The organism is Agromyces sp. Y782, assembly GCF_059445405.1.
Genome location: NZ_JCAIUG010000002.1, coordinates 285,205 through 299,221, shown reverse-complemented (window position 1 = coordinate 299,221; position 14,017 = coordinate 285,205). Strand labels below are relative to the sequence as shown.

General features: G+C 67.4%; 10 protein-coding genes and 1 tRNA gene. 4 read left to right on the top strand and 7 right to left on the bottom strand.

What is annotated here, in order from left to right; all coding sequences use genetic code 11:
• Positions 1 to 5: 5 nt before the first annotated feature.
• On the bottom strand, positions 6 to 1,037 hold the full coding sequence (locus tag AC1C2S_RS15580) for a glycosyltransferase family 2 protein (RefSeq protein ID WP_495353521.1): 1,032 nt from the start codon (positions 1,035 to 1,037) through the stop codon (positions 6 to 8).
• Positions 1,038 to 1,186: 149 nt separating this feature from the next.
• On the bottom strand, positions 1,187 to 2,971 hold the full coding sequence (locus tag AC1C2S_RS15575) for a S1C family serine protease (RefSeq protein ID WP_495353520.1): 1,785 nt from the start codon (positions 2,969 to 2,971) through the stop codon (positions 1,187 to 1,189).
• A gap of 164 nt (positions 2,972 to 3,135) precedes the next feature.
• On the opposite strand from AC1C2S_RS15575, the gene AC1C2S_RS15570 reads away from it, so the two are divergent.
• Positions 3,136 to 4,353 (top strand): pyridoxal phosphate-dependent aminotransferase, encoded by a 1,218-nt coding sequence (locus AC1C2S_RS15570; RefSeq protein ID WP_495353519.1) that lies wholly within the window; start codon positions 3,136 to 3,138, stop codon positions 4,351 to 4,353.
• Here AC1C2S_RS15570 and AC1C2S_RS15565 read toward each other — a convergent pair.
• Entirely contained in the window at positions 4,340 to 5,182 is an 843-nt protein-coding gene (locus AC1C2S_RS15565; RefSeq protein WP_495353518.1) for a carbon-nitrogen hydrolase family protein, read from the bottom strand. The genes AC1C2S_RS15570 and AC1C2S_RS15565 overlap by 14 nt on opposite strands.
• 199 nt (positions 5,183 to 5,381) lie before the next feature.
• Here AC1C2S_RS15565 and AC1C2S_RS15560 point away from each other — a divergent pair, with 199 nt between their 5' ends.
• A complete protein-coding gene (locus tag AC1C2S_RS15560) occupies positions 5,382 to 6,839 on the top strand; it encodes an MFS transporter (RefSeq protein ID WP_495353517.1) in 1,458 nt (485 codons plus the stop codon).
• Positions 6,840 to 7,079: 240 nt separating this feature from the next.
• Positions 7,080 to 7,763, top strand: a complete 684-nt coding sequence (locus tag AC1C2S_RS15555) for a hypothetical protein (protein ID WP_495353516.1) — start codon at positions 7,080 to 7,082, stop codon at positions 7,761 to 7,763.
• A 108-nt stretch (positions 7,764 to 7,871) separates the two neighbouring features.
• Here AC1C2S_RS15555 and AC1C2S_RS15550 read toward each other — a convergent pair.
• Positions 7,872 to 7,948: transfer RNA gene (locus tag AC1C2S_RS15550), tRNA-Met, on the bottom strand.
• 462 nt (positions 7,949 to 8,410) lie between these two features.
• On the opposite strand from AC1C2S_RS15550, the gene AC1C2S_RS15545 reads away from it, so the two are divergent.
• Positions 8,411 to 10,063 carry an MDR family MFS transporter gene (locus AC1C2S_RS15545; RefSeq protein ID WP_495353515.1) on the top strand — a complete coding sequence of 551 codons (1,653 nt, stop codon included), beginning with the start codon at positions 8,411 to 8,413 and terminating at the stop codon, positions 10,061 to 10,063.
• Between the two features lie 148 nt (positions 10,064 to 10,211).
• Here AC1C2S_RS15545 and AC1C2S_RS15540 read toward each other — a convergent pair whose 3' ends face one another.
• From AC1C2S_RS15540 to AC1C2S_RS15530, 3 genes are all read right to left on the bottom strand, one after another.
• The gene (locus AC1C2S_RS15540; protein WP_495353514.1) at positions 10,212 to 11,915 is read right to left on the bottom strand and encodes a protein kinase domain-containing protein; all 1,704 of its coding nucleotides are present in this window, start codon (positions 11,913 to 11,915) and stop codon (positions 10,212 to 10,214) included.
• Positions 11,916 to 11,918: 3 nt separating this feature from the next.
• Positions 11,919 to 12,692 (bottom strand): phosphate ABC transporter ATP-binding protein, encoded by a 774-nt coding sequence (locus AC1C2S_RS15535; protein ID WP_495354406.1) that lies wholly within the window; start codon positions 12,690 to 12,692, stop codon positions 11,919 to 11,921.
• A gap of 300 nt (positions 12,693 to 12,992) precedes the next feature.
• Positions 12,993 to 13,832, bottom strand: coding sequence for a sortase (locus AC1C2S_RS15530; protein WP_495353513.1), 840 nt, complete (start codon positions 13,830 to 13,832; stop codon positions 12,993 to 12,995).
• Positions 13,833 to 14,017: the final 185 nt, after the last annotated feature.

Below are 14,017 nucleotides of genomic sequence, written 5' to 3'. Positions count from 1 at the left end.
CGGCGTCACCTTCCCGTGTGCCTTGCGATGTTGCTCGTCAACGACAGGTATCCGAGCACGAAGCCCACTCCCCACGAGACGTGTATGCAGGGCAACACTACGAGAAACCAGGCCGCCGTGCTCGCGCCGCGCCCCCGGGCGTACACGAGCATCGCCGCTACCACGAACAGCAGGTACACGATCGGCACAGCGAAACCGAGGAGCAGCCACGGCGCGACGTCGAGTGCCGCCTGCACCAGGCCGCCGATACCGGCGATGAGGCCGATCGCGACCCCGAGCACCATGACGGGCGGTACGAAGTAGCGGATGCCGTTCGCCGACGGGAAGCGACGTGCGAGTTCGCCGCGCCAGAGCCCGGTCGAGAACATCTGCCTCGCGAGCCGGTCGAGCGAGGAGCGTGGCCGGTACGTCACGGCGAGGCGCGGGGTGAACCACACGCTGCCACCGGTTTCGCGGAGGCGCCGGTTCAGCTCCCAGTCTTGCCCGCGCTTGATGGTTTCGTCGAAGAGCCCCACCCTCAGCAGCGCGGAGCGGCGGAAGACGCCGAGGTAGACCGTTTCGGCGGGGCCCGCCGTGCCGCCGACGTGGAACGCCGAGCCGCCGAGACCGACTTTGGTGGTGTAGGCGAGAGCGACGGCGCGCTCGAACGGTGTCTCGCCCTGCGCATCCATGATGCCGCCGACGTTGTCGGCGCCGGTGCGCTCGAGCTCTTCGACCGCGATGCGGGCATAGTCGGTCGGCAGCATCGAGTGCGAGTCGACTCGCACGATCACGGGGTATTGCGCGGCCCTGATGCCGATGTTCAGCCCGGCGGGCGTCGAGCCGACCTCGTTGTCGAGCACGCGCACGCGCGCATCGCGCGCGGCGAGGTCGGCGACGAGCTCGTTGGTGCCGTCGATCGAGGGGCCGAGAGCGATGAGCACCTCGGCGGGGCCGGAATAGTCTTGCGCGAGGATCGACTCGACGGCGGCTCGAACATGCGTTGCGTCGTTCAGCACCGGCATGACGTAGGAGACGCCGAGGAGCGACGCAGGCATCGCTTCAGGGTGTTGCTCGGGCATGTTCCTCACTCGCGCTCGGGTCGATCGAGCCTAGCAGCCGGTGTCTGCGAGAACGCGGGATGGCAGACGCCGACGGCGGGCCGGATCCCTTCGGATCCGGACCCGCCGCGGGTGGTGTCGTGCGATCAGCCTTCGAACGTGCCGAGGGTGACGGTGACCGTCTTGGACGAACCGTCACGCGTGTAGGTGAGGTCGGCCTCGGCGCCACCGGGGAGGGCGCGCACCTGCGCGGTGAGGTCGGTCTGGTCGGTGATCGGCACCCCGTTGAACTCGGTGACGACGTCGCCGGCCTGCAGGCCCGCCTTCGCGGCCGCACCGTCTGCCGGCACATCGGAGATGAGCGCACCGACGGTGTCACTCGATCCCTCGGCCTCGGCCGAGGTGACCGTCGCGCCGAGCAGGCCGTGGCTGGCCGTACCGTCTTCGATGACGCCAGCGGCGATACGCTTCGCGAGGTTCGACGGCACCGCGAAGCCGACGCCGATGTTGCCGGCCGTCTCGCCCGATGCCGCGCCGCCCGTCGAGAGGATCGCGACGTTCACGCCGATGAGCTTGCCCTCGGAGTCGACGAGCGCGCCGCCCGAGTTGCCCGGGTTGATCGCGGCATCCGTCTGGATGACCGGGAGCGCGACCTGGCCGGTGGATGCGCTCGGCGGCTGGGCCTCGCCGCTGTCGGGGTCGGGCAGGTCGAAGAAGAAGTCGAACGGGCTGCCCGATCCGTCGTCGCCCTGCTCACCCTGGTCGCCGCTGCCGCCCTGCGAGTCGTCGGGCGTCGTCGGTGCTGCCGAGGATGCCACGTCGATCGAGCGGTTCAGTGCGCTCACGATGCCGTTGGTCACGGTGCCGGAGAGACCGAGCGGGGCACCGATCGCGATCGCCGTGTCGCCGACGTTGAGCTTGTCGGAGTCGGCGAACTCGAGCGGGGTGAGGTCAGATGCATCGACGAGCTTGATGACCGCGAGGTCGGAGAGCGGGTCGGTGCCGACGAGTTCGGCCTCGTAGAGGTGGCCATCGTTCGTCTTGACCTGGATCGTCGGCTCGCCGGTCGCCCCGTCGAGGGTCACGACGTGCGTGTTCGTCAGCACGTAGCCGTCGTCGGAGAGGATGATGCCCGAACCGGTGCCGCCGGACTCGCCGCCCGACACCGAGATCGTGACGACGCTCGGGCTCGCCTTGGCTGTGGCGGCCGTGATCTGGTTGACCGAGTCGGCGTCGTTCACGACGATGTTCTGCGCGGTGCCCGCGCTCTCGCTCACCGGCGTGCCGTTGTTGTTCGTGATGAGCGCGTTGATGCCCGCGCCCGACGCGCCGCCGATGAGGGCGGCAGCCACGATCGCCGCGGCGACGCCGAGGCCGACCCGACGCTGCTTGGGAGCGGCGGTTGCGCCGGCGTCGCCGCCCTGGGTCGGCAGGCCCGCGAGGGGCACGGTCGGCTGGGTCTCGTGCTGCTGGGCGGCGGTCGGTCCGCCGAAGGCAGGGGGAACCTGGCCGGGCTGGGCTGATGCCTGAGCAGGCTGCGGGGCAGCGGATGCCGCGGCAGCGGGCTGAGCCGGCTGCTTCGTGTACTGCGGGGCGGTGTACGGCTGGGGCTGCTGCCCGGGCTCGTACACGGTGCCCGTCGCGGCCGGAGCGGGAGTCGCCGTGGCCTGGGCTGCGATCGGAGCCTCAGGCGTTGACGGGCTGGCCGGGGCCGCCGGGGCGACAGCTGCCGCTTCTGCGGCGGCCGGAGCTTCGGGCGCTGGCGATGCAGCGGAAGTGGTGGGCACTGCAGGGGTGGCGCTCGCAGCGTCTGCGGTCGTGGCGGTGTCTGCGGTCGTTGCAGCGTCTGCGGTCGTGGCAGTGTCTGCGGGCGTCGGGGTGACGTCGGCCTCGCGGGGCTCCCCCGCGGCGCCGTCAGTGGTGTCGGTCATGGTGTGCTCCTTCCAAGCGATGCCAGCATCCCGCCGCAAGCTGTGTACCCGATCGGCGCAGTCTATGACTCTGCTATCCCCGAGCCGGGATTCGTCCGAATCCGGTCCGGGAGCGTCGCTGCCTGCGCCAGCGTACCGGCCTTACCCTCGCGTACGGTGAGAACGTGAGCGACTTCTCCCCCGCACGGGGCCTCGCGCCCTGGCAACGCACCGCGGCCGGCGCCGGCCTCCTCTCGCCCGAGGGCACGATCGCCGCGACGATCTTCGCCGAGATGAGTGCGTTGGCGACCCGAACCGGCGCGATCAACCTCGGACAGGGGTTCCCCGACGAAGACGGACCCGCCGAGGTGCTCGAGGCCGCTCGCCAGGCGATCGCCGACGGCGTCAACCAGTACCCGCCGGGAATGGGCATGCCGGTGTTGCGCGAGGCGGTCGCAGCCCATCAGCATCGGTTCCACGGTCTCGAGCTCGACGCGGCATCCGAAGTGCTCGTGACGGCCGGAGCGACCGAAGCGCTCGCGGCCACGCTGCTCGCGTTCGTCGACGCCGGCGACGAGGTCGTGACCTTCGAGCCGTACTACGACGCGTACGCCGCCATGATCGCCCGCGCCGGTGGCGTGCACCGCACTGTGCCGCTCAGGTTCCCCGATTGGCACGCGGACCCCGACGAACTTCGCGCAGCGGTCACCGCTCGCACGCGCATCATCCTCGTGAACTCGCCGCACAACCCGACCGGTGCGGTGCTGGACGCAGCGACACTCGCGCTCATCGTCGAGCTCGCCGAACGGCACGATGCGCTCATCGTCACCGACGAGGTCTACGAACACCTCACGTTCGGCGTCGCACACACGCCGATCGCGACACTGCCGGGGGCGCGTGAACGCACGATCTCGATCTCCTCGGGCGGCAAGACGTTCTCGACGACCGGCTGGAAGATCGGCTGGCTGACCGCGCCGGCGCCCCTCGTGACGGCCGTGCTCGCCGTCAAGCAGTACCTCACGTACGTCAACGGCGCCCCGTTCCAGCCGGCGATCGCGACCGGGCTCGGCCTGCCAGACGCATTCTTCACGGATGCCGCGGCGACCCTCTCGGCCAAGCGCGACCTGCTCGCCGCCGGTCTCGCCGCTGCCGGGTTCACGGTGTCGCTCCCCCAGGCGGGGTACTTCATCGTCGCGGATGCCGCGCCGCTCGGTGCATCGGATGCCGCGGCGTTCAGCCGCGAGTTGCCGGAGCGTGCCGGGGTCGTGGGCGTGCCGGTCACGGCATTCGTGCACGCCGATCGCCGGCCCGCGTACGCGAGCCTCGTGCGATTCGCGTTCTGCAAGCGGCGTGACGTGCTCGAAGAGGCGAGCACCCGGCTCGCCGCGCTCAACGCGGGGTGACGTCGAAGCGACGCAGTGCGAGGGCGGGGTTCACCCGGCGCACGGCATCGATGCGCTCCTTCGAGACCCAGGTGACCGCGACATCCGTAGCCTCGCCGATCGTGGCGAGCTCGACGCCCATCGGGTCGACGATCATGCTGTTTCCGGCGCCCAACGGCGGCGCATGGTCGGCCGCGGCGACGTAGATCGTGTTCTCGAGCGCGCGCGCCGTGGTGAGCACGCGCCAGTGCGCCTCTTTCAACGGACCGCGCACCCATTCGGCGGGCATGCAGACGACATCGGCACCGGCGTCGACGATGCGCCGGGTGACCTCGGGGAACCTCGCGTCGTAGCAGGTCTGCAGGCCGAAGCGGATGCCGCCGGCCTCGAAGATCTCGGGCGGTTCGATCGCGCCCGGGGCCACCGAGGCCGACTCCTGCTGCCCGAAGGCGTCGTAGAGGTGGAGCTTGCGGTAGCGGGCGACGATGCCGGCGCCGGGAGCGAGAGCGATGACCGTGTTGGAGACGCGGCGGTCGCGGTTCTCGCTCTCGCTCTCGCTCTCGCTCTCGAGCCGCTCGATCATGCCGGCCACGAGGTGCACGCCGAGACGGTCGGCAATGGCGCTGAGATGTGCCGTGAAGTCGCCGCCGAGGGGCTCTGCCGCCACCCGCCAGTCGTCACCGGGCTCGGGCGTGAAGTAGCTCGAGTACTCGGGAAAGACGATGAGTCGGGCGCCACGCGCGACCGCGAGCTCGGTGAGGCGCGCGATCTCGGTGCGATTGCGGGCGACGTCGTCGTTCGGCGCGAACTGGGCGACCGCGACGCCGAATCCCTCGGTCGTGCTCTGCATGTGCTCAGCCTATTTGCTCGAGGCGGCACGCCCGGAGCCGCGGACATCCCACGCCTTTTCCTGATTCCTCAGCCTCGCTCGCTAGAATAATCGTCTGGCCAACTCCGATGTTGGCGTGGTCGAGCCGCCGGAGGGCGCAACGATCCGGGCTGGAAACCCCGGCATTCACGCGTTCTCATTCGAAAGGCGGGCTACGCCCATGTCCAAATCCTCCTCCCGGCGCTGGTGGGTCCTCGTGATCCTCGCGCTGACGCAACTCATCGTCGTGCTCGACGGCACCATCGTCAACATCGCGCTCCCCCAAGCCCAGATCGCACTCGGGCTCAGCGACGTCGAGCGCCAGTGGGTCGTCACCGCCTACGCTCTGGCATTCGGGGCACTCCTCCTGTTCGGCGGACGCATCGCCGACTACTGGGGGCGCAAGCGCACGTTCCTCGTCGGCATGGTCGGCTTCGGCGTGGCATCCGTCATCGGCGGAATCGCCCAGACCGGAGGCGAACTGATCCTCGCCCGCGGCCTCCAGGGCGTCTTCGCCGCCCTCATGGCGCCCGCGGCGCTGGCACTCCTGACGGTCACGTTCCCCGGGGGCCGTGAGCGCAACACGGCGTTCGCCGTCTTCAGCGCGGTGGCCGGCGCGGGCGCGGGCGTCGGTCTCTTGCTCGGCGGCATCCTGACCGAGTTCGTCGACTGGCGGTGGTGCCTGCTCGTCAACGTGCCCATCGTGATCGTCGTCTTCGTGGCGGGTGCACTCCTCGTGACCGAGAGCAAGGCCGAGGGCAAGAACCGTTACGACTGGCTCGGCGTCATCACCGTCGCCCTCGGCCTCGGCTCCCTCGTCTACGGCTTCACGCTCGCCGAAGAGAGCTGGGTCTCGGTCGGAACGATCGGATTCATCGCCGCCGGCGTGGTGCTGCTCGCCCTCTTCGTCTGGATCGAATCTCGCGTCGCCCAGCCACTGCTTCCGCTCCGCATCGTGCGCGACAAGGTGCGGGGAGGTGCGTTCCTGCTGCAGGCGATCGCGGGTAGCGCCATGATCGGCGCGACCGTCTATCTCACGTTCCACCTGCAGATCGTGCTCGGGTTCTCGCCGCTGTGGGCCGGCCTCGCGAGCCTGCCGCTGGCGATCGTGATCTCGCTCGTCGCTCCGCTCGCCACCAAGTTCCTGTCGCGGTACGGTGCCCGGCCGCTCATGATCGGCGGCCCGCTGTTCGCCGCAGTCGGCCTGTTCTACCTGAGCTTCATCACCGTCGACGGCAACTACTTCGTGCAGGTGCTGCCCGCGCTCGTGCTGCTCGGCATCGGCATGGCGATGCTCTTCGTGCCGATGCAGAACCTCGCCCTCGCCGGCGTGGCCCCGCACGACGCCGGCGCTGCGAGCGCCACGGCGAACGCCGCGATGCAGATCGGCGGTTCGCTCGGTCTGTCGATCTTCACGACGGCGTACGCCGCAGCAGCCGGAGGCGTCGCGGTCACCAGCTCGGCGAGCCAGCTCGAGGCGTTCGTGAGCGGCTACTCGGCCGCCTTCGTCGCCGCGGGCGTCGCGATGCTCGTGGGCGCCGTGCTCGCGATCGTGTTGATCCGCCCGCGGACGTCCGAAGTCGAGGTCGAAGTCGAGGTCGACGTCGACACGGCCGTGACCGTCGCCGTAGGCGACTGACAGCAGGCATGAGGATGGCCCGGAACCCTGCGGTTCCGGGCCATCCTCGTTGCGCAATCGGGAAATCCGGAACGCCTTGTGTGTGCTGGGCACTTTCAGCGTCGGTGATTGAAGCGGCTCAGACCAGACCCTGCTGGCGCCGAAGCCGCGAATGTCCGGTGAGACCACACCGACCGACCCGGCATGATGTTCTCAGGCCGCAGCCGGCCGTCCCCGAACCCGACGAGGAGAACCCAGACTGTGACGCAAACGCCGCCCGACCCCGGCACCTCCTTCTTTCGACGTCCGGTGTTCTGGATCAGCGTGTCCGTGGTGGCCGTCATCGCCGTCGTCGCATCCCTCGTGTTCGTGCTGACCAAGGCTGTGACGGACGTCACTGCTGCGCCGCCTGCATCGTCGGCGCCTGAGAGCACCGCGCCACCATCGACGCCGCCGGCGACCGAACCGACACCGCCGGCCGACCCGGCCACGGTGACGCTGCCCGCCGATTGCGCCGGGATCTACACACGCGACCTGACCCCGGACTTCGGCGGGCTGGTGCTGAACCCAGACTGGGCCGTCGACGCCACCCCGAAAATGTACGGGTCGAACGACGAGGAAGCCATCGCACTGCTCAGCGACGTGTCGCAGCTCTCATGCCATTGGGGGAACCCTGTCGGCGGAAGCGACCGGAGCCTCATCACGAACGTGTCAGCGGTCACCGCCGAGCAGTCGACGGCGATGCAGGCACGGTTCGCTGAGGTCGGGCACTCCTGCTACGAAGAGTTGGACGGCGTCCGCTGCGTGACCGAATCGCCGAAAAGCAACGACGGCCAGACCGGCGAGTCCCACTTCTTCCGTGAAGGGGTGTGGATCGCAACGAAGTGGATGAACACCGGCCCTGACGGGTACACGCACGACATCATCGCGGCGATCTTCGGGTAGCGACAAGCAGCACCGAAGAAGCGGAAGAGGCCGGGACTGAATTCCTTCAGTCCCGGCCTCTTCTGAGCGATCTCATGAGAACCGGAATCCGATTCTCCAATACCGCCTTGGTTGCGGGGGCAGGATTTGAACCTACGACCTCTGGGTTATGAGCCCAGCGAGCTACCGAACTGCTCCACCCCGCGGCACCGACCGCCTTGCGGCGATCATCCTCGTATCAGCGCTGGTCAGATCGTGTTTCTCAATCGGCCTGATTGCGATGTTCCCTTGAGTTTACGTCACCGGTCGAGTCCGCTTCGACCATCATCGCTTCTGTTCTGTCATCACGTCACCCGCGATGCCGGCCGCCGTTGTGCAGAATCTGCACCGATGCGATAATCCAGAAGTGCAGCAAGCACAAGGGCAGCGTCAATACAGAAGCCCGGTGTCGCCCTGGGGAGAGGCGTCAGCGAGAGGCATCAGCGACGAGCCTGATCGCACTGTGAACGGCGTCGCCATTCTCCGTGATGGACGTCCGTCACCTTCAGCGAGAAGCGTCGGTCACCTTCGGCGAGAAGGATGAGGGACCTCCGGTTCTTCAAGAAAGGCTTCTGGGGTCTCGGTGAGACGATCCGTGTCCTTGAGTGACGAGTACTGGAGAAGGTCACATGAGTGATTTGCCCGCTTCCGCAACGCCGACTGACGCCGCCGCCGACCACAAGAAGAGCATCTTGTTGGTTTTCGCGGGACTGATGCTGACGATGCTGCTCGCGTCCCTCGATCAAACCATCTTCAGCACCGCGTTGCCGACCATCGTCGGGGATCTGGACGCTGCCGACGAGATGGGCTGGATCATCACGATCTACCTGCTCACATCGACGATCGTGCTCCCGATTTACGGAAAACTCGGTGATCTTGTCGGTCGCAAAGGCATCTTCATCACCGCGATTTCGATCTTCGTCATCGGCTCGACCATCGGCGGATTCGCTCCCGACATGACCTGGTTGATCATCGGTCGCGGTGTGCAGGGCCTCGGTGGCGGCGGGTTGATGATTCTGTCTCAAGCGATCATCGCCGACGTGGTGCCCGCCAGAGAACGCGGCCGCTATATGGGAATCATGGGCGGCGTCTTCGCGGTGTCCTCGGTAGCGGGTCCATTGCTGGGCGGCTGGTTCACCGACGTCATCGGCTGGCGGTGGTGCCTCTGGATCAACATCCCCCTGGGCATCCTCGCGATCATCGCAGCCGTGGCCTTCCTTCACCTGCCGAAGCACAGCACCACCGGGTTGCGGCTTGACGTATTCGGAGTGGCGCTCCTCGCGCTCGCCTCGACCGGACTCGTGCTGATCAGCACGTGGGGTGGGACAACCTACGATTGGGACTCCCTCATTATCATCGGTCTGATCATCGGAACAGTTCTCGCCGCGGGTGCCTTCGTCCTCGTCGAACGACGCACTGCGGAACCGATCATGCCTCTCGAACTGTTCCGGAGGCGCAACTTCAATCTGAGCACCAGCGCAGGTCTCTTGATCGGCGTCGCCATGTTCGGCACCCTCGCATACACGCCGACCTACCTGCAGATGGTGACTGGCGCCAGCGCAACACAGGCGGGACTGCTGATGGTCCCGATGATGGCTTCGTTGCTCGTCTCCTCGGTCGCTTCCGGACAGATCGTGAGCAGAACCGGCCGCTACAAGTGGGCGCCGATAGCCGGGACGCTCGTGACTGCTGTGGGCCTGTATCTGCTTTCGACGATGTCGTCGACGACGGAGGTATGGGTGACCTGCGCATATCTGAGTGTCATGGGCTTGGGCTTGGGCATGTGCATGCAGAACCTGATACTCGTCGTCCAGAACACGTTCCCGAACGCCGTTGTCGGTACGGCGACAGCGACCAACAACTACTTCCGTCAGATCGGTTCGTCGCTGGGTGCTGCCATCGTCGGCACCGTGTTCACGTCACGGCTCGCGACCCTTCTGGCGGAACGATTGCCATCAGACGAATCAGCAGCCGCCGGCTCGAGCAACGCATTCACACCTGAGTCGGTAAAAGAGTTGCCTGCGTCGATCCGCGACATCATCGTCGGTGCTTACAGCGACGCCCTCACACCCGTGTTCTTCGCCATGGTTCCACTGATGCTCGTCGCGGCCATCATTGTTTCGTTCCTCCGCGAGGACCCACTGAAAACGACGTTGGACCATGGCGACGTGATGTCAGGCAGCCTGGAGATCGACGGAGCGAGCGCCGCGGCACTGAGCACCGCATCGCTGGCGATCATCAGTCAGGAGCAGATCGACTCCCAGCGGGCGCAAAAACAGTAGCCGCCAGACGGGGACCAGCCGACTCGTTGGTTACTGGAGTTGACCGTGTTCTTCCCCCTTCACCTCGGCCCTGAAATCCGTCCCGTGCCGCCTCCGTATGGACGAAGGACCTTCCCGAGCCCACCGCGCTGTGCGAACCCTCGTCGGTTCATCGGTCATCGCTCGCAGCTCCTGACGCGTCCGAGGTCGGTGTCGGAGTCGGTACCGCTGTCGGGGGCGGTTCGGCGAGAGTGAGGCTGACTGCGATGCCGACTCTCAGCACGGCACCGGACGCGGGCCGGCTGCCCGTCACAACGGCGGCGGCCGGCGTCGCTGCAGGCGAGACGACGGTGAAGCCTGCGGATTCGAGGAGCGCGGTGGCGGTCGCGGCATCGAGCCCGGCGACGTGCGGCACTGTGTTGGTCCCGTTGGCGACGGTGACGGCCACGCCGGAGCCGGGCGGGATGGTCGACCCGGCGCCGGGGTGTTGCGACAGCACTCTGTCGGCCGCCTCTGCGGAATCGATGCGGGTAACCGGGCCGAGCGTGAGCCCAGCTTCGCGCAGCGCGCGCTCCGCCTCGACCAGTGATCCGAACAGTGTCGGCACCGGCAGGTCGACGATCGGAGCGACCACTGGCGCCGGCGAGGGCGTTGAGGTCGGCTCGGGAGCGGATGTCTCGCTGGGTAGTGCCGTTGCTGCCTGCGCAGGCGGTCGGTCGTTGTCGCCGGCCGAGCTCCGGGTCACGACGCCCCATGCGACTGAGCCGCCGATCAACACCATCGTCGCGATGGCCACGAGGAGTCCGACACCGGACGTGCGAATCGGTATCGCGGCACCAGTGGGGCCCATTTGCGGGACATCCAAGTAGTCGGTGGGTGTCGTGCCGCCGCGCGGCAGCAACAGTGTCGCGCCAGTGACCGTCTGCGGCTCGTCCGGCACCCTCGGATCGCTGGGTATGCTCGCCGCTGCCTCAATGAGGGCGACGCGGAACTCCTCGGCATTCCGGTACCGTCGCACTGGCGTTTTGTTCATCGCGGTGGTCACGACCCGGTCCAGCGCACGGGGCACGTCGGCGATCGCCGACGGCACCGGTGGTGGGGCGCTCGCCTGGGCTTGGAGCACTTGACGCGTCGTCGTGCGCGGGTATGGTGGCCGCCCGGTGAGGAGGAAGTACAGCACCGCGCCGGTCTGGTAGATGTCCCCCGCTACCCGAACCGGCTTGCCGAGAGCTTGCTCGGGCGACATGTATTGCGCGTTGCCGATGACGCCCGCTTCGTCGGTCTCGTCGGCGCCGAGGAGGACGTCACTGCCGAGCGTCGGTCGCCCGGTGACGTCGGCGAGGCCGAAGTCAACGAGACGAACCTGCGACACTGTCACGTTGTCGTCGCCCTTGTTGGCCTCGAGCAGCACGTTCGCCGGCGACACATCCCGATGCACGAGACCATCCGCGTGTGCGGCGGCCAGGGCGGCGAGGACTCCTGAGATTACGGTGACCGCGACGAGCGGATGCATCGGTCCACGCGTCGCGACCCACTCGGCCGCGCTCAGCCCGCGCACGAGATCGAACGCGATCCAACCCATTGTCACCCCGCCGGCATCGTGCAGGCCATGGTCCCGCACGGAGACGATGTTCGGGTGGGCGAGTGATTGCGCCGCTTGGGCCTCGCGGAAGAATGCTCCCCGAGTACGGTCGTCGACCGACAGGTGCGGATGAAGGATCTTCACGGCGACCGACGCCGACGCTGAGCCGCTCGGCGTCAGGTCTTCGGCCTCGAACACCGAGGCTGAGCCGCCGACACCGAGCAGCTCGCCGAGCCGGTATCGACCGCCGAGCAGCTCCCCGGGGTATCCAGGGGTTGACGTGTCGCTCATCGTTCAGCCAAACCGCCCGTTGACGTAGTCGAAGGTTCGCTCGTCCTGAGGTTCGGAGAACATCGCGTCGGTGTCGCCGTGCTCGACGATCACGCCTGGTGTGCCCTGCGATGCGAGGAAGAACGCGCATTGCTGCGATACCCGCTGCGCCTGTTGCATGTTGTGGGTGACGATCACGATCGTCACCTCCTTCTGCAGCTCCGTCATGGTCTCTTCGATCACGCGCGTCGAGGTGGGGTCGAGCGCCGAACAGGGCTCATCCATGAGCAGCACTTTCGGGGTGACCGCGAGTGATCTCGCGATGCACAAGCGCTGCTGCTGGCCACCGGAGAGGCCACCGCCCGGCTGGCGAAGCCGGTCCTTCACCTCTTTCCAGAGTCCAGCCGAGATGAGGCTGCGTTCGACGAGTTCGTCCTTCTCGTCGCGGGAGGCTTTGATGCCGGTGAGCTTGAGACCGGCGATGGTGTTGTCGTAGATCGACATCGCCGGGAACGGGTTGGGCTTCTGGAACACCATGCCGATGTGGCGTCGGGCGTCGGTGAGCTTGCGGCCGCGGTCGTAGATGTCGTCGCCGTCGAGGAGCACCTCGCCGGCGAGGGATGCGATGGGGATGAGTTCGTGCATTCGGTTCAGGATGCGCAAGAACGTGGACTTCCCGCATCCTGACGGCCCGATGAGTGCGGTCACCTGCCCGGCGGGCATGGAGAGTGAGACCCTGTCGAGCACTTTGTGGTCGCCGAACCAGGCAGACACGTCACGGGCTTCGAGGTTTGACAGCGTAGGCGCGGTTCCGGCGGGCGCCGTTCGGCGATCGACCGTCTCGAAGGATCTCTCCGGCGACTTCGGCGACGCGGTGGCGTTGTCTGCACCGCGTCCGCCGAACATGCGGCGCTTCGGCGTCTGCAGCACGCTCGTCACGTCGGGTGCGGACGCGGCAGAGACAGGCGTGTGCACGGTCGTGATGTCACCCAACTCGAAATCCGCCTTGCCGAGAGCAAGGTGCACGGTGGTGATGTCGTCGATTTCGGGCGCTGACTGGGGGTCGGTGTGCTGGGTCATGGTGTCCTCGGGGTGGGTTCAGAGCAGGTTGGGTAGGGCGTTCATCACGATGTCGGCAGTGGTCACGCCGAGTGCCAGCATGAGCGGCACGCCGACGAGCCAGGTCTGCCAGCGCCCCCACGTCTTCCACAGCCACCACAGGGTGATGCCTGCTGCGGCGAAGAAGACGAGCGAGAAGAATGCGATGAACCACGCGGTTCCGTCTTGTCCCATCGCTCGTTCCGGGGTCGGCAACGCCTGGTATGCCATCACTTTCGATGGTGTCGACTGGATGGTGGAGGTGAGTTGTGCGTCGATGTGCAGCGCCCCCGATGGAAACAGGGCGAGCCCATCGGCGGTGATCAGCTCGAGCCGCCCTTGTTTCGGCCGGAGTGGCTCTGGCATCGGGTCGCCGGCGCGGCGAAGCCCGAACACTTGATAGGTGTTCGTGCCCTGCCCGGTCGTGACGGAAATCTCATCGCCTGGCTCGAGCTGATTGAGTGATCCGAATGGTCCGCCGTATGTCGCCTGACGGCCCATGATCACGCTGGTCCCGGCCTGTCCGGGCATCACCGAGTCTCGGCGGTGCCCGGCGCCCGAGCGCAGCATCTCCGCGGTCGTGCCCTCGGCGATGACCTCGCTGATCCCGATCGCGGGGATCTGCATCAGCGCAACCGGGGTGCCGAGCGGGACCATCTGCTCATCGACGTTGAGCTGCCCGACCGGGGTTTCCGCCTTTGCGAGCGACGTGCGGAGCACTTGGTAGCCGACTTCCTGCGCCTTGTGGTGCTGGAACGTCGAGAATACAGCGACGTGTCCGACAAAGCCGAGGAACAGCAGCGACAGCGTCAAGATGACGGCGCCCACCCACCAGCGCATGTCACGTGGTGCGAGTTGCCGCGGCGCTGCCGCCGGCAACCGACCACGTGTCGGTGTGCCGCCTGGGGGTCTGGTGCCAGCTGGTGGTGAAGCCCGCTTCACGGGCCGCGGGATGCGTCGGAGCACTTCAGTGACCGCGGTCGTTGAGAATCCCGGGTTGCGGCGCGGTCGGTGGCCAGGGCGCA